The 18,743-nt window shown below is 37.9% G+C and carries 13 protein-coding genes and 4 tRNA genes; 9 read left to right on the plus strand and 8 right to left on the minus strand.

Annotated features, from left to right (window positions below; translation table 11 throughout):
- Positions 1-32: 32 nt before the first annotated feature.
- Positions 33-2,312, minus strand: coding sequence for a TonB-dependent hemoglobin/transferrin/lactoferrin family receptor (locus tag FE813_RS02345; RefSeq protein ID WP_279386095.1), 2,280 nt, complete (start codon positions 2,310-2,312; stop codon positions 33-35).
- A 268-nt stretch (positions 2,313-2,580) separates the two neighbouring features.
- On the opposite strand from FE813_RS02345, the gene hemC reads away from it, so the two are divergent.
- The 4 genes from hemC to FE813_RS02365 are packed head-to-tail and all read left to right on the plus strand — an operon-like array spanning position 2,581 to position 6,798.
- Positions 2,581-3,510: a hydroxymethylbilane synthase gene (gene hemC, locus FE813_RS02350; RefSeq protein WP_139989325.1), complete on the plus strand. Its 930-nt coding sequence runs from the start codon at positions 2,581-2,583 to the stop codon at positions 3,508-3,510.
- A gap of 12 nt (positions 3,511-3,522) precedes the next feature.
- A complete protein-coding gene (locus FE813_RS02355; protein WP_111407835.1) occupies positions 3,523-4,269 on the plus strand; it encodes a uroporphyrinogen-III synthase in 747 nt (248 codons plus the stop codon).
- 9 nt (positions 4,270-4,278) lie between these two features.
- A complete protein-coding gene (locus FE813_RS02360) occupies positions 4,279-5,526 on the plus strand; it encodes a uroporphyrinogen-III C-methyltransferase (protein ID WP_139989326.1) in 1,248 nt (415 codons plus the stop codon).
- A gap of 9 nt (positions 5,527-5,535) precedes the next feature.
- The gene (locus FE813_RS02365; protein WP_139989327.1) at positions 5,536-6,798 is read left to right on the plus strand and encodes a heme biosynthesis protein HemY; all 1,263 of its coding nucleotides are present in this window, start codon (positions 5,536-5,538) and stop codon (positions 6,796-6,798) included.
- A 93-nt stretch (positions 6,799-6,891) separates the two neighbouring features.
- Here FE813_RS02365 and psiE read toward each other — a convergent pair whose 3' ends face one another.
- The 4 genes from psiE to coaA form a co-directional block, all read right to left on the minus strand.
- Positions 6,892-7,311: a phosphate-starvation-inducible protein PsiE gene (psiE, locus tag FE813_RS02370; protein ID WP_065265661.1), complete on the minus strand. Its 420-nt coding sequence runs from the start codon at positions 7,309-7,311 to the stop codon at positions 6,892-6,894.
- 68 nt (positions 7,312-7,379) lie between these two features.
- The gene (locus FE813_RS02375) at positions 7,380-7,901 is read right to left on the minus strand and encodes an IS3 family transposase (protein WP_139989328.1); all 522 of its coding nucleotides are present in this window, start codon (positions 7,899-7,901) and stop codon (positions 7,380-7,382) included.
- Between the two features lie 364 nt (positions 7,902-8,265).
- Entirely contained in the window at positions 8,266-8,388 is a 123-nt protein-coding gene (locus FE813_RS10765; RefSeq protein ID WP_139989329.1) for a helix-turn-helix domain-containing protein, read from the minus strand.
- Positions 8,389-8,524: 136 nt separating this feature from the next.
- Positions 8,525-9,460, minus strand: a complete 936-nt coding sequence (gene coaA / locus FE813_RS02385; RefSeq protein WP_139989330.1) for a type I pantothenate kinase — start codon at positions 9,458-9,460, stop codon at positions 8,525-8,527.
- Positions 9,461-9,674: 214 nt separating this feature from the next.
- On the opposite strand from coaA, the gene FE813_RS02390 reads away from it, so the two are divergent.
- The 5 genes from FE813_RS02390 to tuf all read left to right on the plus strand — a co-directional run bounded on the left by FE813_RS02390 (position 9,675) and on the right by tuf (position 11,347).
- A tRNA-Thr gene (locus FE813_RS02390) sits at positions 9,675-9,750 on the plus strand.
- A gap of 29 nt (positions 9,751-9,779) precedes the next feature.
- Positions 9,780-9,864 (plus strand) — tRNA-Tyr (locus FE813_RS02395).
- 42 nt (positions 9,865-9,906) lie between these two features.
- Positions 9,907-9,981: transfer RNA gene (locus tag FE813_RS02400), tRNA-Gly, on the plus strand.
- A gap of 3 nt (positions 9,982-9,984) precedes the next feature.
- Positions 9,985-10,060 (plus strand) — tRNA-Thr (locus tag FE813_RS02405).
- A 102-nt stretch (positions 10,061-10,162) separates the two neighbouring features.
- On the plus strand, positions 10,163-11,347 hold the full coding sequence (tuf, locus tag FE813_RS02410) for an elongation factor Tu (RefSeq protein WP_118865560.1): 1,185 nt from the start codon (positions 10,163-10,165) through the stop codon (positions 11,345-11,347).
- A 163-nt stretch (positions 11,348-11,510) separates the two neighbouring features.
- Here the strand turns inward: tuf and ppx are convergent, their stop codons facing one another.
- The 3 genes from ppx to tamA are packed head-to-tail and all read right to left on the minus strand — an operon-like array spanning position 11,511 to position 18,690.
- Positions 11,511-13,040: an exopolyphosphatase gene (ppx, locus tag FE813_RS02415; protein ID WP_139989331.1), complete on the minus strand. Its 1,530-nt coding sequence runs from the start codon at positions 13,038-13,040 to the stop codon at positions 11,511-11,513.
- Between the two features lie 7 nt (positions 13,041-13,047).
- On the minus strand, positions 13,048-16,944 hold the full coding sequence (gene tamB / locus FE813_RS02420; protein ID WP_139989332.1) for an autotransporter assembly complex protein TamB: 3,897 nt from the start codon (positions 16,942-16,944) through the stop codon (positions 13,048-13,050).
- A gap of 9 nt (positions 16,945-16,953) precedes the next feature.
- Positions 16,954-18,690, minus strand: a complete 1,737-nt coding sequence (gene tamA, locus FE813_RS02425) for an autotransporter assembly complex protein TamA (protein ID WP_139989333.1) — start codon at positions 18,688-18,690, stop codon at positions 16,954-16,956.
- Between the last annotated feature and the right edge of the window lie 53 nt (positions 18,691-18,743).

Raw genomic sequence — 18,743 nt, forward strand, 5'->3', positions numbered from 1 at the left:
ATGGAAAACTATTCACACACCCTACAAATTAATTAGAATCGAATTTCTACAGAGGCAGAGAAGTTGCGACCTGGTGCATAGAAACGTTCAAGACCGACCCCGTTTCTATCAATATTATTTGTTGTGCTGTGTGCATTAATACCGCGCAACGCATCCCAAGTATGGTATTTTTTATCAAATAGGTTATATACCCCAGCTCTTAATATAATAGCTTCTTTGATTTTATAAAAACCGAATAAATCGACTAAATAGGTAGATTTATTAAGGTATTTATAGTTTTCAACAGATTGGTACAACTCTTTTTTTGAACACTGATCTTCACCAGTCCAATCATCATATTCCCACGCTACACAACGATCTTTAATTTCAAGTGTTTTGGCATCTTTTGCTTTTTTGCTCCCTAAATAGGTTAATCGGCTAAAAATGCCCCATTTACCATTTGGATCTTCATAATCTAACCCCAAAACAGCTTTTATTGGCTGAATAGAAAGTAGACTGGTAGAGTTCGATAACTTCCCTTTACTATAACCTAATGCAGCATGTAATTTAAAGCCTTGAGGAATAGGAAAAATAGTATCTAAATTCAAACTACCTTTTACTTCTACACCATGTACCCTTGCATTATCAACATTTACCATTTGTTGCACTGGAGTTTGATAAGTTCGTCCATATTGAGTCTGTTCAATAATACTTTCTTGCTCAAATAAGAAATCACGATACCGAGTTTGATATAAACTAACATCAAATATACCTTTTTCATTCTGTGCTTTAGCAAAAACTGTATGGTTGATACTGCGCTCAGACTTCAATCCGGGATTAGATTTCCATGTTCCATAAGCATTAGTAAAACTGAAATATAATTCAGTGGCAGTAGGAATACGATAACCTGTACTCAATTGATAGCCAAATTTCCAAGTATCTGTTGTTTGAGCATCTAAACCTAGAAAACCGCTCCAATTTGAAAAACTACTTTGTGCCGGTTCCCCTTCTGCTAAACAAGCCTTACTACAGGCCGCATTTAAAGCTTTAGGAGAAAGTTTAGCATAATCATAGCGAGTACCAACATTTGCAGAGAATGTTGGTCTCCAACCACTTTCAAAACGAGGATTCCATGTAATTTGATCTTTTAGTGAAGCACCGTATATTCTCGTTTTTACAGGTCTTTGAATGGTATACCAGTCGTCTAATCCAAATTCATTGGTATCATGGTTAATGTTTTTAAATTCTCGTTCACTTGCGTAGGTTCTAAAAGAGAAGACATGCTCGCCCCCCAAATTAAATGGCATGCTTTCTAATTCAGCAGAAATTCGTTTAAACACAGTTTTCATCCGACGATCATAAACTTCACTCAATTGTTTTTCATTTGTTAGCCAATCGCGTTGACCTTTATAGTTAACCGCTGCCAAATCTGTTTTTTGATAATCAAAATCTAATTTACTGAATGCTAAGTAATTAGATTCCGGCGTATAGAGATAATATGCATTGACATTAATACGTTTATTTTGATCATCCGCTTCACGCCAAGCACTTCCGTATGAAGTGTAGCTACGTTCATCGACATATCGGCTACCTTTTTGCCCATTAAGACCAACACCAACCTTATGATGTGGAGTAATTTGATAGCCCACCTTAGCTAAATAACTATGAAAACGGTGGGTAGCAGGATCTGGATGTTGACTTCTTGTGTAATTAAATTCAGGTCCCTCCCCCCTACTCTTAATTTCATGACCTGTACGTTGTGAGTACATCAAAACAGCATCCACCTTATCGCCAACATACCCAAGACCTAGAGTTCTGACCCACTCACTATTTTTGCTGGCATATCCACCACGTAATAAGGCACCAAATTTATTATTGGATTTAACAATATCTTGTGCATCTAAAGTATGGTAATTAACACTGCCACCTAAAGCACCACTACCAGAATTAAGAGCATCTGAGCCCCGAACAATATCAATATCTCTAACTAACTCTGAATCAATACTCAAACGAGAAGGATTAAAATTGCCATAACGCGAATAAAGTGAGTTTTCCTCACTATCAGGCAAATTCACACCATCTACACTAATACCAACTCGATTACCTTCTACTCCACGAATAGAAAAACCCTTTAGGAACCGCCCGTTGTCACTGATCCCTACATCAGTCGTATATCTCACTAAATCTCGAGTATCTCGAATCATTTCTTGTTGGATAGTTTTTGCATTCGTGCGGATAACATTTGACTGTGTTTTATGTTCAGACGATATTTCATCCGTAATCTTAATTTCAGACAATTGCTCCTCAGCCAAAGCATAACTCGTAACAGACATGCCTGCAGTAATCAGCAACAGAGCATAAGGGGTTAATTTATGTTGTTTCATTTATGATTTCCTTAAGTTATATAAATGATAATTATTATAAATAATGAATTTTTTATTTTGTATATGTTTTTGATAATTATTTTTATTTTGTGATTGAGATCAAAAAATTAAGTTGAACTTTTATTTTGCTAATCATTATCACAGTACAATCAAAATGACTTTTTTTCCTAACAGTGATAGGATAATTGGTAATTTTATTATGTAAATTGAATCAATTATGACCCAATCTCGAATTGTAAAAATCGCAACGCGTCAAAGTCCTTTAGCTTTATGGCAAGCAAATTTTGTGAAAGAGCGCTTAGAGCAATTTCATTCCCATTTAACAGTTGAACTTGTGCCTATGGTGACAAAAGGTGATGTGATTTTAGATTCACCTTTAGCAAAAATTGGGGGAAAAGGTTTATTTGTGAAAGAACTAGAGCATGCATTATTGGAGAAGCGAGCAGATATTGCTGTACATTCAATGAAAGATGTACCAATGACTTTTCCTGAAGGTTTGGGCTTAAGTGTGATTTGTAAACGCGAAGATCCTCGAGATGCTTTTGTTTCAAATTCTTACTGTTCTTTATCTGAATTACCACAGGGCTCGATTGTAGGAACATCTAGCTTACGTCGTCAATGCCAGTTAAAACAGCTTCGACCAGATTTAGATATTCGTTCTTTACGTGGAAATGTGGGTACGCGTTTGAGTAAACTTGATGCTGGTGAATACGATGCCATTATTTTGGCTTCTGCAGGTTTAATTCGTTTAGGTTTAGCATCTAGAATTGCTTCTTTTATTGAAGTAGAACAGTCATTGCCGGCTGCAGGACAAGGTGCCGTAGGAATAGAATGCCGAACGGATGATATAGTCGTGAAAGATTTATTAGCACCGCTAGCTGATGAAGAAACAACAGCATGTGTTTTGGCTGAACGTGCGATGAATACTGCATTACAAGGTGGATGTCAGGTACCAATTGGAGGGTATGCTGTGTTACAGGGAGATGAAATTTATTTACGTGCATTAGTGGGTGATGTGGATGGTTCGTTGATTATTCGAGCAGAAGGCAAAAGTACGGTAGAAAATGCAGAAGAATTAGGCCGTACTTTGGCTAAACAGTTATTAACGCAAGGTGCTGATAAAATTTTAGCAAGAATTTATGCATAATAGGGGGAAGTAATGGCTGTCTTAGTGACTCGCCCTGACGAACGTGGTAGACAATTGGTTGATATGTTAAGTCAATCAGGTATGACGGCACTGCATTTGCCTTTATTTACTCTAGAAGAAGGCTATGAGCTTGTTAATTTACCCACTAGGTTAAATCAACTTAATGCTGGTGATTATGTGTTTTTGGTTTCTAAAAGTGCGGTAGATTTTGCGGATAAAATATTAAAAAAAACAAATAATATTTGGAGAAAAGATTTACATTTCTTTACAGTTGGAGAACGAACCGCACAGTATTTTTCTTGTCAAAGCGAGCGCAATGTGCGTTACCCTATTCGTTCTGAAAGTAGTGAAGGCTTGTTAGAGTTACCCGAAATGCAATTTTTGCAAGGTAAACAGATTTTAATATTACGAGCTAATAGTGGTCGAGATTTTTTTCGCAAACAAGCAGAATTACGTGGAGCACTGGTAAGCTATGTTGAATGTTATCGTCGGGAGCCTCTTCTTTATGATGCAGAAGAAAAAATAAATATTTGTAAGCGTTTAGGTGTAAATACTATTGTGGCGACAAGTTTAGACATCATTCAATCCCTATTAACATTTGTGCCTGAAAATGATCAGGCATGGTTAAAACAATGCACACTGATTACTGTAAGCCAACGTATTGCTAATTTTACGAAAGAAGCTGGTTGGGCTAATGTCGTCATTTCTCCTAAAGCAGATAACACAAGTTTATTAAATACCTTACTTAAGACTCATTAAGGAATTGATATGGCAAAGAATCAATCAAATGATATCACTGAACAAGTCAGCGATACCCCTGAAATAGTAGTAGAAAAAACGGAAGCGGAACAATCTGCTGAACAGCCTGTTCTTCAACAAACGATAGTTAAAAAAAATGGTACAGCATTAAGTTTGTTAGCTATTTTAATTGCGCTTGGTGTTGGCGGTGCTGGTTATTATATTGGCCAACAACAAGTTACAGACTTTCAGAAAAAGTTAATTGTTCTTGAAAACCAAGTCGGAGAGTCAGCCTCTCGTGTTACTTCAAATGAGAAAAATGAGCAAGTAAGCCAATTGGAAAGTGGTTTAAAAGCCATGCAGGAAAAGGTAATTCAATTAGAAGAATTTAATAAAAGTAAAACGGAAGAAATTACTACTTTACAGGCACAAATAAAACAAGTGGGTCAACTTGCAAGTGCACAACAACCAAATGATTGGTTATTCTCTGAAGTCGATTTTTTATTGAATAACGCACTACGTAAACTTATTTTAGATAATGACGTTGATACAGCAATTTCTTTATTGAAATTAGCTGATGAAACGCTAGTTAAAATTAATAATACTCAAGCTAATTCTGTTCGTAATGCGATTAACCAAGATTTGAAGAAATTACTTTCTCTTTCTAGTGTGGATCAAAATTCAGTAATGCAAAAACTTTCACAGCTTGCCAACACAGTTGATGAGTTGCAAGTGCTTAATGTAAATTTTGATGACACCCCTGAAAATAATAATAAATTATCCGATAGTATCGAGGATTGGCAACAAAATGTTGAAAAAAGCGCTACTTCTTTCTTAAATCATTTTATTCGTATTTCGCCAAAACAAAGTGTAAATAAGAAAGAATTATTAGCACCGAATCAAGATATTTATCTTCGTGAAAATATTCGTTTACGTTTACAACTTGCTATTATGGCTGTACCTCGTCAACAGGATGAGCTTTATAAACAATCTTTAGATGCGGTGTCTTCTTGGGTTCGTAGCTATTTTGATACAAATTCTGAAACTACGCAGAACTTCTTAAAATCTGTGGATGAATTGTCTGAGTTGTCTATTTATGTGGATGTTCCAGAACAATTGGCGAGTTTAACATTGCTTGATAAATATCTTAATCGCTTACCATTAGATGTACAAAAAGTAGAAATTGAGACAGATAAAGCGGTTGAAAGTATGCCGAAAGTAGAGGATACAATGCAAAAATCTGAAGATAAACCGGCAAAAGCCGAGCATCAACAATAAGGAGAGCCTATGTTTAGAGTGCTTTTTCTAATGATAGCGCTGCTTGCAGGACTTGTGGGTGGACCTTATCTTTCTGGTCAGCAAGGTTATGTCCGTATTGAAACGGCTAACAATATTATTGAAATGTCTATTACAACGCTAGTCATCTTTTTTGTTATCGCGTTAGCAATCATTTATGGATTGGAGTGGATTATTACCCGATTTTTACGTTTAAGTAGAGGATCTTACAACTGGTTTTCACGCCGTAAACGTGTTAGAGCACAAAAACAAACCCTTGAAGGTTTGGTTAAAATGAATGAGGGAGATTATGCAAAAGCAGAAAAATTGATTGGTAAAAATGCCAAACACTCTGCTGAGCCAGTATTAAATCTAATCAAAGCTGCTGAAGCTGCACAACAACGTGGTGATGAATTTAGTGCAAATCGTTATTTAATTGAGGCAACAGAGTTAGCGGGTTCTGATAATTTATTGGTTGAAATCGCTCGGACACGGATTTTATTACAACAAAATAAATTACCAGCAGCGCGTAGTTCGGTTGATAGCCTGCTTGAAATGTCTAACCGTAATAAAGAAGTATTAAAACTTGCTGTGGATATTTATTTGCGCTCTAAAGCTTATCAAGCGCTTGATGAGATTTTAGACAGTGTAGAAAATAATGGTTTATTTAGCACAGAAGAGTTTCAAGAGCTCCGTACGCAAACAGAAAATGGCCTACTTGATGAAAAGATGAATGAGGAAGGCGTTGATGGATTACTTGCATGGTGGGATGAGCTACCTCGTCGTCGCCGTAATAATGTTGATTTAAAAGTAGGCTTAATTCAACGTTTAATTGATTGTAATGATCATGAGTCTGCAGCAGAATTTACCCTTGAAATCTTGAAAAAAATTGGTGACAACACACCAATTGGTAAAGCGCTTTGCACTCAAATTACACGTTTACAGCCGGAAGATAACAGTAAGTTAATTAAACTTGTAGCAAAACGAGCTAAACATGTTGGTGATGTAGAAAAATGTTGTATTAATCGAGCGTTGGGCTATTTATATGTTCGTAATAACGAATTTTCCCAAGCTGCTGAAGTTTTTAAAAAGGTGATTGCTTGTCCTAATCAATTAGAATCAAATGATTTGATGATGGCTTCTTACGTTTTTGAACAGTCTGGTGATAAAGTCCTAGCAGAACAAGTGCGACAAGATAGTTTAAAATCTGTAATGGCTATAGACAATATTCCTCTTGAAAAAAATGAGGAAAATATGCTAAAAAATGGAGATTAGCTTTCAAAAGCAAATTAGAATAAATACTGATTATAATAGATAAAACGCACTTCAATGAAGTGCGTTTTATTATGCTTTGGGATTTTTATATCTTTATAGATTTTTAAGTCTGTTAGAATATAAAACAAGGCAAAGCGCAATAACCATAACAAGAATTGAACCAGCAAATAACAAGGTATCAACTGAGCTTTCATGATTTACAATAATGAGTCGTAACATTGCTGTAATCCCTGCGTATATAAAATAGCGTAATGGGAAATGATAGCCACTTTTAAAATATTGAACTATTAATCCTATAAACCCGAAATATAAGAAAAACATTACAGCTTGTTCAGCAACATCATAGGGTACAAAGCTTGATGTATTTAAAACCATCATTGCTAAGGTATAAGTTATTTTACCCAAAGCAATAATTAGTACAATTGCTAATGCAATTAATGCAGAACTTAACACTATTTTTAGGACTCCAGTTATCATTTTCGGGAGCTTTTCTAATTCCGAAGATTCTTCCATTTTTCTTCCTTAAGGATAAAATTTAAAAAGGCGTATATTTTAATCTAATATAGAAAAGTTGGTCAAAGCTATTTGGGAAAATAATATAGTATAGAGTGGCTATAATAAGTGAATAGAGTAGTCAACAGTTGATATAGAAAGGTATGTTTAAAGGATTGTTTTCGATATTGTATCGGACTCAGTTCTTTTAATTTTAGTTGAATCCGTCGGTGATTATAGTAATCCAAATAATCTCTGACAGCATCAACTATCTCCTCTCTACTGTTAAATTCCCGACCATAAAAACATTCCGTTTTTAATTGCCCAAAGAAGCTTTCCATCGCGGCATTGTCCAAGCCATTCCCTTTTCTCGACATACTTTGGATGATGCCATGTTCAGCTAAAATTCGACGATAAGCCACCATTTGATATTGCCATCCCTGGTCTGAATGTAAAATGACATCACAAGCTTTGTTTAACCCTTTGACAGCTTGCATTAACATGTCCTCTAGTTGTGCCAAGTTTGGGGAATCGTTGAGGTTATAGGAGACTATCTCTTGATTAAATAAGTCTAAAATTGGGGATAAATAGACTTTACTCCCTGCAAGCACTGGACTTTTTTATGATTCACACCTGGCAAACAGGCATGAATGCGTCGATAGCCATAATCAGGATGTTTCGCTTTAATGTCTTTAATGACGGCTTTAAGGGCTTTGTCTTTATTTGCCTTAACTTGAAGTTGGGAAAAGAACGTACTGCGCTCTAATTGTGCGAAACTTAATAGCCATGTTAAGGGATAATGCGTTCTTAACTGTTGGATAATTTCTATTGCTCGGCTTCGTCCTGAAGTCTGAGCCTTCTTAACTCTTTTAGGTAAGCTACCTCCGCTTCAAGCTGTAAAATTCTCAGGCGTAAGCGGTCTTCTTCAGTTTTGGGGGGTAATAGCATTTTTTCATATTTGGGTTTCATTGGCGGTCATCCTGATAGTTTACGAGGAATCAGCCCATTTATGTCACTTTCTTCAAACCATTTCAACCATGTTCCGACTAAGGCATTGGAGGGAATATTGTAAAAGAGCGCGGCTTCTCTGATACTCATTTTTCGATTCAGAATAGGTTGAAGAACCTGTAATTTAAATTCGATTGTGTACTGTTTACCTATAAAAAATCTGCACCTCAATTGTTGGTTTGTTTAGTCCAACTTTTTGTGTACAGATCAAAATTCAGTGCACTTTTTACTTTCTTAGCTTCACTAATTCTACTTCGTGATTTTCCCCTTTTTTTAGAATTAAATTGGCACGTTCTCGTGTTGGCAATATGTTCTGATTAAGATTTAATCCATTAATTTCATCCCAAATTTTGCTTGCTGTGGCAATGGCTTCTTCTTTTGATAACTTCGCATAGTGCTTGAAATAAGAATTAGGATCAGTAAAGGCACTTTCACGGAATTTTAAAAATCGTTTGATATACCATTCTTTTAATAAACGTTCTTCTGCATCAACATAGATGGAGAAATCAACAAAATCAGACACGAAGGTTTGATTTGCTTTATTGTTGCCCGTTTGTAGCACATTTAATCCTTCTAAAATGAGAATATCCGGTTGATCGACTACATCAAATTTATTGGGAATAATGTCGTATGTCAGGTGAGAATAAATTGGTGCATGAACATTTCTTTTACCCGATTTTACATCAGCAAGAAAGCGAATGAGTTTGGGCGTGTCATAGGAAATGGGAAACCCTTTCTTTTGTAACAGATTATTTTGCTTGAGTTTCTCAAGTGGATAGAGAAAGCCATCAGTGGTGATAAGTTCAACTTTTCGCTCTGTTGGCCAATGGGAAAGAAGTGACTGTAATATCCGTGCAGATGTGCTTTTCCCTACAGCCACACTGCCAGCAATACTGATAATATAGGGAATTTTGGCATTGTTTCTGCCGAGAAATCGATGTAATACCGTTTGGCGACGTAAATTTTCATCGATGTAATAATTAATTAAGCGTGTCAGGGGTAAATAAATTGTGCTGACTTCATCCAGTGAAAGTTCTTCGTTAAAACCTAGGAGGGGCTTAAGATCTTGCTCTGTGAGTTTTAACGGAACGGATTTACGTAATTCAGCCCATTGTGCGCGATTGAAGCTTAAAAACGGGGTTAATTGATTTGAAAATTCCATGATGTACTGATTTTATCGTGAAATAAATGCGAGAAAATATACTCTATAAGATGAAATTTCGCATTGATTTTTCAGCATACTTCATGATTTCTGATTAAAAAATCACATTTTTGATTGTGATTTAAACGAATAGACAAAAAAAATAAATTTTTTAGAAAAAACACTTGTCAGGAAAAGTTTTTTCCATATAATACGCCTCACTTGCTTACGACACGCCGACTTAGCTCAGTAGGTAGAGCAACTGACTTGTAATCAGTAGGTCATCAGTTCGATTCCGATAGTCGGCACCATTCTTTCGTATCAAGTATTCATTTAGCGTGGAGGGGTTCCCGAGCGGCCAAAGGGGGCAGACTGTAAATCTGTTGGCTCAGCCTTCGAAGGTTCGAATCCTTCTCCCTCCACCATCTTTTAGATGAATCCTGATGGGACAGACGAATTTAGGACTTGCGGGCATCGTATAATGGCTATTACCTTAGCCTTCCAAGCTAATGATGCGGGTTCGATTCCCGCTGCCCGCTCCAAACGCTGATATAGCTCAGTTGGTAGAGCGCACCCTTGGTAAGGGTGAGGTCGGCGGTTCAAATCCGCCTATCAGCACCATCCTTCATTTCTCTCTTCCTTCAATTATAGCAAACAATTTTATTGGTTAATGTGGTTTAATTTACCCATCGATAACCGTGTCTATTTAGAGGGACTCTTTAAATGTCTAAAGAAAAATTTGAACGTACAAAACCGCACGTAAACGTGGGTACAATCGGCCACGTTGACCACGGTAAAACAACTTTAACAGCAGCAATCACTACCGTATTATCTAAACACTTCGGTGGTGCAGCTCGTGCATTCGACCAAATCGATAACGCGCCAGAAGAAAAAGCGCGTGGTATCACCATCAACACTTCACACGTTGAGTACGATACGGCAACTCGTCACTACGCACACGTTGACTGTCCAGGACACGCCGACTATGTTAAAAACATGATTACTGGTGCGGCACAAATGGATGGTGCTATCTTAGTAGTAGCAGCAACTGATGGTCCAATGCCACAAACTCGTGAGCACATCTTATTAGGTCGCCAAGTAGGTGTTCCATACATCATCGTATTCTTAAACAAATGCGACATGGTAGATGACGAAGAGTTATTAGAATTAGTAGAAATGGAAGTTCGTGAACTTCTATCTCAATATGACTTCCCAGGTGACGATACTCCAATCGTACGTGGTTCTGCATTACAAGCATTAAACGGCGTAGCAGAATGGGAAGAAAAAATCCTTGAATTAGCAAACCACTTAGATACTTACATCCCAGAGCCAGAGCGTGCGATTGACCAACCGTTCCTTCTTCCAATCGAAGACGTGTTCTCAATCTCAGGTCGTGGTACAGTAGTAACTGGTCGTGTAGAACGTGGTATCATCCGTACTGGTGATGAAGTAGAAATCGTAGGTATCAAAGATACAGCAAAAACTACTGTAACGGGTGTTGAAATGTTCCGTAAATTACTTGACGAAGGTCGTGCAGGTGAAAACATCGGTGCATTATTACGTGGTACTAAACGTGAAGAAATCGAACGTGGTCAAGTATTAGCGAAACCAGGTTCAATCACACCACACACTGACTTCGAATCAGAAGTGTACGTATTATCAAAAGAAGAAGGTGGTCGTCATACTCCATTCTTCAAAGGTTACCGTCCACAATTCTATTTCCGTACAACAGACGTAACTGGTACTATCGAATTACCAGAAGGCGTGGAAATGGTAATGCCAGGCGATAACATCAAAATGACAGTAAGCTTAATCCACCCAATCGCGATGGACCAGGGTTTACGTTTCGCAATCCGTGAAGGTGGTCGTACAGTTGGTGCGGGCGTTGTAGCGAAAATCATCAAATAATAGATGTAGCGAAATAGTCTAAGAGACAAGTAAGAGAAAAGTGCGGTGAGTTTTCATCGCACTTTTTTGCATTTATATCTAGCCACTGGGAATAGTGAAGATATAAAATAAGCTTTTGTGATTTTATCTCAAAAGCTTATTTTATATAGTTAGTAAGACAGGATTAATTAAAGATTAGTCCCATTTCCAAATCTTTTAGAAGATTGCTTTCAATTCTTAATTCATTCCATATTAATGGGTTTCGTTCCAAGTAACCTTCTTCAAGCGTTAAGAGCCAATTATTGTCAGATCGTTGAGTTTGAAAGGTGAACGTTTTTAGATTTTCCGTGGCTTGACGTGATTTATTGAAAATTACCGCAAGACGGAGAATGCGTATAAGCGTGATGATATCTTGTTCATGATAACGAGAAGATCGAAGAAATTCGTTTGGCTTGAGGTGCCCAGTATGCCAGTTAACGAGGGTGGTGAGTAAACGTTGCTGTTCACGGTCAAAACCAGGTAGTTCGATATTTTGTAAAATATAAGCAGAATGTTTTTGCAAACTTTTGTGATTGATGACAATACCTACTTCATGCAGGCGAGCAGCCCAAAGCAGGATTTCTCGCATTTCTTCAATACATGCTTGAGATTGCCAATGTTGATATTGAGCACTTAATAAATTTGCACTGTCAGCAACACGGTGAGCCTGTGCTTGATCTATATTAAATTGTTCACTTAATCCCCAAGCTGTGCGTGCACGAATGTCAGCAACTTGAAAGTTTTTTTCTAAGCTATAGATAACACCTTCACGTAGTGCTCCATCAGAATAACGCATCTGTTGAATATTTAATACCTCAAATATAGCACTTAAAATAGCCAGTCCGGGTACAAACACATCTACACGATCAGAATTTAAGCCATTGATATTCAGTGAAGTGAAATGATTAGCTCGTAGCGTTTGAGCGATAAGGGTATTTAATCGTTCTGTGGTAATAATACCATTAGGATCGATAGTTGAGGAAATAACCTGAGAAACAGTTTTGATGGTTCCTGAGGAGCCCAGTACAGATTGCCAGCCAAGTTTACGATATTCAAAACCTAAATCTTCGATTTTATTTACCGCACTTTGACGGGCTCGTTGGAAATTTTCTACTGAAATAATTCCATCTTTGAAAAATTGAGTGGCAAAGCTGACACAACCCATATGGCGACTTTCTGCAATAAGCGGGGTAAAGTCATCCCCTATGATTATTTCTGTTGAGCCACCACCGATATCAATTACCAGTTTACGGCCTTTTTCTGGCTGGGTATGACATACGCCGGCATAGATTGTTTTGGCTTCTGTTTGCCCACTGATAATATTTATTGGATATGGGAAAACGCGGGCCGCCTGACGTAAGAATTCATCATTATTGACCGCGCGTCTTAATGTATAGGTACCGACGACGTTAACATTTTCCATCGGAAAACCTTGTAAACGTTCTGCAAATAATGCCAAACAGTTTATTCCTCGAGTAATTGCTTCTTGATTGAGTACGGCATTTTCATCTAATCCTTCTGCTAGTCTCACTTTTTGTTTTAAGCGAGAAAGGACTTGAATAGAACCATTCACAATACGTGCAATAATCATATGAAAGCTGTTTGAGCCAAGATCAATTGCTGCAATTTCACGGACATTACCACGATGTTGTGAGGGTAATATTGCGTTATTCATAAAATTCCTAAAATTCAAATTGATAAAGTAAGTCAAACACCTGGTTTGTACTAGAAACGGATTGAAAATAAAGTTGTGGCATTAAGCGGTAACGTAAGGTTACTTCTGCCAAGCCATCAAATAAGCCTACACCATATTTTATTTGTAAACGATTGGTGAGATTTCCGCTGACAGTCACTTTGGATTTATCACCCACACCCGATGTGCCAAGGTTTAAATCTTGGATACCAAAAGTCTCGCCAATACTTCCCACTAATTTACCGCTTTTTGAAAGCCCTAAGCCAAGTAATGCCGCCCCCACAGAGCCACTAGATCCAGCCTCACCACTATTTTCTAATGAACGACCCGTTAACAAATAAGAAAGTGCTTGATCTTGTGGTTTGCTTGGTTCGCTAAAGATGGTGACATCAGGTCTATCAGCCGTACCTATTACTCTCACACCAGCAGTAATTTTGCTGTCTTCCATTGCTTCTGGATTACGAATTGCTTCAATGTTTAACATCGGTTGTGACGGTTGGCCTGAAAAGTTAATTTGTCCTTTTCGAATTAATAAATCTTGTCCAAAAGATGCATAGCGTCCTTTGGTTAAATTAATTTGCCCGAATAAACCTAAATTGCCCCTGTCTTGTTTCACAGAAAGTAAACCATCAAGATTGGTTTTTAAGCCATAGGCATCAAGGCTGACATCTTTACCAATATTGATGCGTAAATCAGAACGAATATCCATGCCTGATTTTGTTTTTGCCGCAAATTCACGTTTAATCAGTTCTTCTTTGCTCTTATGAGGGCCATTTAAAATAACTTCATCTTCGCTCACTGGCTCAGCAGTATCTGGTAAGCTATCAATTCTAATTCGCGCCCAAGGAATATCCACTGTCCCGCTTAAATTCAATTCTTTCGGATTCGCTTTTACCGTGATATTTGGACTGAAACGTAGTTTCGCCATAGAAGGAATATCCACGTTGAAATTATTTGCCTGAGCATTTAATTCTGTTGTCCAATGTTCGATATTCGCCCAGTTTGCTCGGCCAGTTAAATTTAAACGACTATCGCTAGTTTCAATTTTGCCCTGTAAAGTGGAATTATTACCGTGGAAATGTACGGCAATATCGCCATCTGTAATATTGACTGGCATAGATTTTAATTTGGTACGAATATTGCGAATATTGAAGTCGCCATTTAATAATGGTTTCTCTAAATTCCCACCGAAACTCAACTTCGAAACTACCTCACCATTCACTGATTCACCACTAGTAAGTAGCTGATTTGCGATAGACAAGTTTAGTCGTTCTATCGCAAGGGTTCCGCCAAGTTGACGATTTTTAGCCAGGTCATTTAAATGAATATCGCCTACAATCCTGCCTTGGTTATGCACATTGATGTCTGTTTTTAAAACCAAATTGTTATTTTGAATGTCGGCGTTAAGTGTTAATTTTGGAATATCCAATTTAAACGTACGGTAATCCAATTTTTGAGAGAAAGTTAAGTGATTGCCATCTACTTTTGCGCTAAATTGGAATGGTTTATCCGTAAACCAAGCAACATTACCTTGCGCTTGTAAGTTGCCTTTGAGGCTATCTTGTTCGATAAGTTTATTAACTAAATCCAAATTAACATGTTTAAATTGGAAAGGAATATTCCCTTGCTTGCCCACATTGAAAGATTGTGGAAAACATAACTCTACATCTGTGTTTTTCCAGCAATGTGAAGCAATATTGGCTTGTGTTTGTTTGTGATCGTAAGACACCGTAATAGCTTGGTTAGATTTTACATCACCAATAGGTGTATCGAGTTTTGCTTGGGAAAGTGTGCCTTTCCACTGTTCTAAAGTGCGGTCAAAATGACCGTTAATTTGTAAATTTGCAGCAACAGGCTCACCTTGGGATTTAAGCGTTAACAAATGATTTTGTTCATCGCCAGATAAGGCGAGATCAAGTAAATGGAGTTTAACACTTTCACCGTAATGAAGTTGCTCTGCCTTAACATTGAATTGCCCTTTAGCTAAAGGATCGCTTTTGATATTCCCTTTTGCGCTCGCTTTAGATAACTGGAAACCTTGTAAGTGTAAATTAGACGAGGTTAAATCAAGATCAAGATTTGGACTGGTGAACTGACCAGAAATAGCCGCATGCCCTTTCACATTGCCGCTTAAATCAGACCATAAACCACGCAAATTCGGTGCATCAACATCTAATACAAAATCAGAATGGTCATCTAATACACCTCTTGCGTTAAGATGATTTTCACCATATCTAACCTGCAAATCAGGTACTGTTAGAAGTACATTTTGATTAAGTGTTGCAGAGCCTTTTAAACTGATGGGTTTTGAAGACAGCGTCCCATTTAAATCGGCTACTGGCACTTCCACTTGCCAGCCTTGAGAGCCTGCAAAACCACGCGAATGCAATTTACCAGATAGTGTTGCAGGCATGATAGGTACATAAAAACCGATATTCATTTTTTCTAAATCGGCTTGTACATCCCAGTTTGCGCCCTCTTTCCAGTTTGCAGTCCCCACAAATTCACTTTTACCGTCTAACGAAGCTATCCCTAATTTATTGACGGTTACTTCATAAAGTTTGCCGTCAGCATTAAGGTCCACTTGAGATGCGGGAATATAATCCATTCCATCTACGCCACCCTTAAGTTCAGCGTGATAATTCAGTAAATCCCCCGTGAGCTTAAGTGTCACATCATTAATTTTAAGTGGCGCCATTGTGTTTACAAAAGCGTATTGTCCTTTTGCCACATTTAATGTGAGATTTAAGGGCATTTTGTCTTGCGCTAATTGCACTTCACCATTCAGCTCAGCATCTAATACGCCTTTTGTTTTCAAAGAAAGTGAGGTTGATTTTTTCAGTGATCCCGAAAGCGTAAGATCGACATCACTCGCTGGCAGAATTTCTTTTCCAGCGGATTTCAACGGCTCCAAATGGGATTTTAAAGTTAAATCTAGTGGCATATCGCCATCAAGTTGTAATTTACCCTGTGAATAAAGATTACCCAACGAGCTTTCTACCGCTAATTTTTGTAATTGCAGTTGGTTATCGTCAGTATCCGCCTGTGCAATCAGGCTTGAGATTTCAATAGATTGAAGTGTTTCACCTTTTTCATTCACCGCTTGATAATGCCAGTTTTTGCCTTTAATCGCAGGGGTGTGTAAATCAAAAGGAAGAATTATTTCTGATACATTGCCTAAAAAAGCAGGCGTTAAAGATTGCTCAATCGCATCCCAATCTACAGGCTTATTCGACTGTTCGGCTTTCGGCTCTAATTTAACTTCAGGCAATTTTTTTGAAATAACTGAAATATCGTTAATTTCAGTCGGCGCAAGAGTTAAGCCTTTTTCATTATTTAAACTTACCGCACTTTTAAAATGACAGAGAGTAAGATGAGTTTGATCAACATTTACAGATAAATCTTGCACTGCCAAATTTTCTGCATTGATACTAATCGGCAAGGAAATGCGTTTCATCGAGCCAGAGTTTGAATCATCAGGTGTTGATGGAGGCAGTAATGCGGTATTAATCGCAATCGTTGGTTTATTTAAAGTGAAATCACGTAAACAAACCTCACGTGAAAGCAAACAACCGAAATCAAGCTGTAAACGTGCTTGTGCAATATGAGTATCAATCCCTGCGGTTTGATAACGAACATTATTTAGCACCAAGCCATTTTGTAGTCCGCCTTCAATTTGCTCAACAGAAAAACTATCAAGCATTTTATCGGCAAATTGAATTAAACCTCTTTGCCCTGCATCGAAAGAAAGTGCCCCAGCAACACCTAAAACGGGCACTAAAATGACCGCACTTCCGATACAAACAGCCTTGCGTACCCAATGTTTTTTATTAGGTTGAACAGGTGATTTTGGTGAAGTTTCTGATGGTTGTAGTTGTTCTGTCATAAATTCACCTTAAATTTCTGTACCAAGTCCGATGTAAAATTGAATATTTTTGCTGTTATCTTTATCACGAATCGGGGTGGCAATATCAAATTTAATCGCGCCCACTGGTGATGCCCAACGAACACCAACGCCTGCGCCATAACGCAATTCTTTAGTGGTGTAATCATTGGCTGCTAATCCACTATCTGCGAAGGTTGCCGCCCACCAATTCGGATAAACTTGATATTGATATTCTAAAGAACCCGCAAGTAATCGCGAGCCACCAACCAATTTTCCGTTTTTATTTTTAGGCGCAATTTTTTTATAGCCGTAACCGCGTACACTACGATCGCCACCAGCAAAGAAACGAAGTGCGGGCGGAATTTTTTCAATATCCTTTGTATGTAAATACCCAACTTCAGCACGAGCAACGATACGGTGATTTTCCGCATAAGTACGAATCCATGCACTAGAGGCTTGCACTTTTACGAAAGACGCTTCCGATAACCAAACTTTGTTACCCACATCAAACGTGATTTTTTGTACGTCGCCCCAAGTTGCAAAAGAACCGCCACGTAATCGGGTGCGAGTAAATCCGACCGTTGGATAAAGCAGGAAAGTTTTATCAGTTATATCGGCTTGTGTAAAACTGTCGTATCGTGCACGAAGTCCGCCAAAATATTGCCAGCCATGGGCGTTGTTCCAATAACGTAACGCGGACAACGTAAGCGCTCTTGTATTGGTATCATTCTCTTTTTCACCTTCCCAACCGACAGAGTAATCATAGTAATAATTTAATGGATTTTTAAGTAGAGGCATTCGATAAGTTGCCTCTAAAGTTTGTTTTGGGGCAGAGAGATAAAGATTAGTGCGGAAACTATGTCCACGGCTATTAATCCACGGTTTTGTCCAACCAATTTGAGTATGCACGCCACCATCAGTTGCAAAGCCCACCCCTAGTTCCATCGCATTTTTTTTACGTGGATAAAGAATAATCTCCACATCCACAGTTTTGCTTTTATGATTAACATTAGGTTGAACTAATACTGAGCTAAACCAATTTGAAGATGAAAAATCGCTGGTTAAATCCGATAAGTTATTCATTAAATACGGATCACCAGATTTGATGTTAAGAATATTATTTAAGTAATCATCCCGAATTTGTGAATGGCTAAAAGTAATATTGCCATAATGATAACGAACGCCGCTATCAAATAACATTCGCCACCATGCTTGGTGGGTTTCAGGGCTGATTTCTAAACGTGAAATTTTAAATTCTCCATCAAAATATCCACGATTTAATGCTAAACGTGAGATCGCTGTTTTGTAATCATCGTAAGTTTGGTGTTCAACCAAAACGCCTTCTTTCGGCAAGTTTTTACGTAATGCATCAAAATTCTCATCTTGTGCGGCTTCCCCTTCAATTTGCACATCAGTGCCCGCAATTTTTGTTGGCTCGCCAGGTGTAACATGAGCAATCAATAAATCACGTTTGCCTTGACGCTGTTTTCGTTCAAAACGCACGGAAGATTCATAATAGCCGAATACCCGCAAGCCGCGATCTACGGCTTTACTTACTAGGTGTTGATAACGTTCTGAGCCATCCATTTCTTCTTTATTGATGAGTTGAACATTAAGATCGGTATTACGAATAGCACGAAATCCACGGATACCTTGAATTTCAATATCCACCGTTTGTTCAGCTAAAGCAGCTAGGCTAGGAAAAAAAAGAAAAAGTGCGGTGAGTTTTAGCGGTTTTTTATTCATGCTTAAATGCTACTAGGTATTATCGTTGCACATTAGTGGCTATAGTCTACGGA

Origin of the sequence: Haemophilus seminalis (assembly GCF_006384255.1) — a bacterium.
In the GTDB taxonomy this organism is placed as follows: Bacteria; Pseudomonadota; Gammaproteobacteria; order Enterobacterales; family Pasteurellaceae; genus Haemophilus; species Haemophilus seminalis.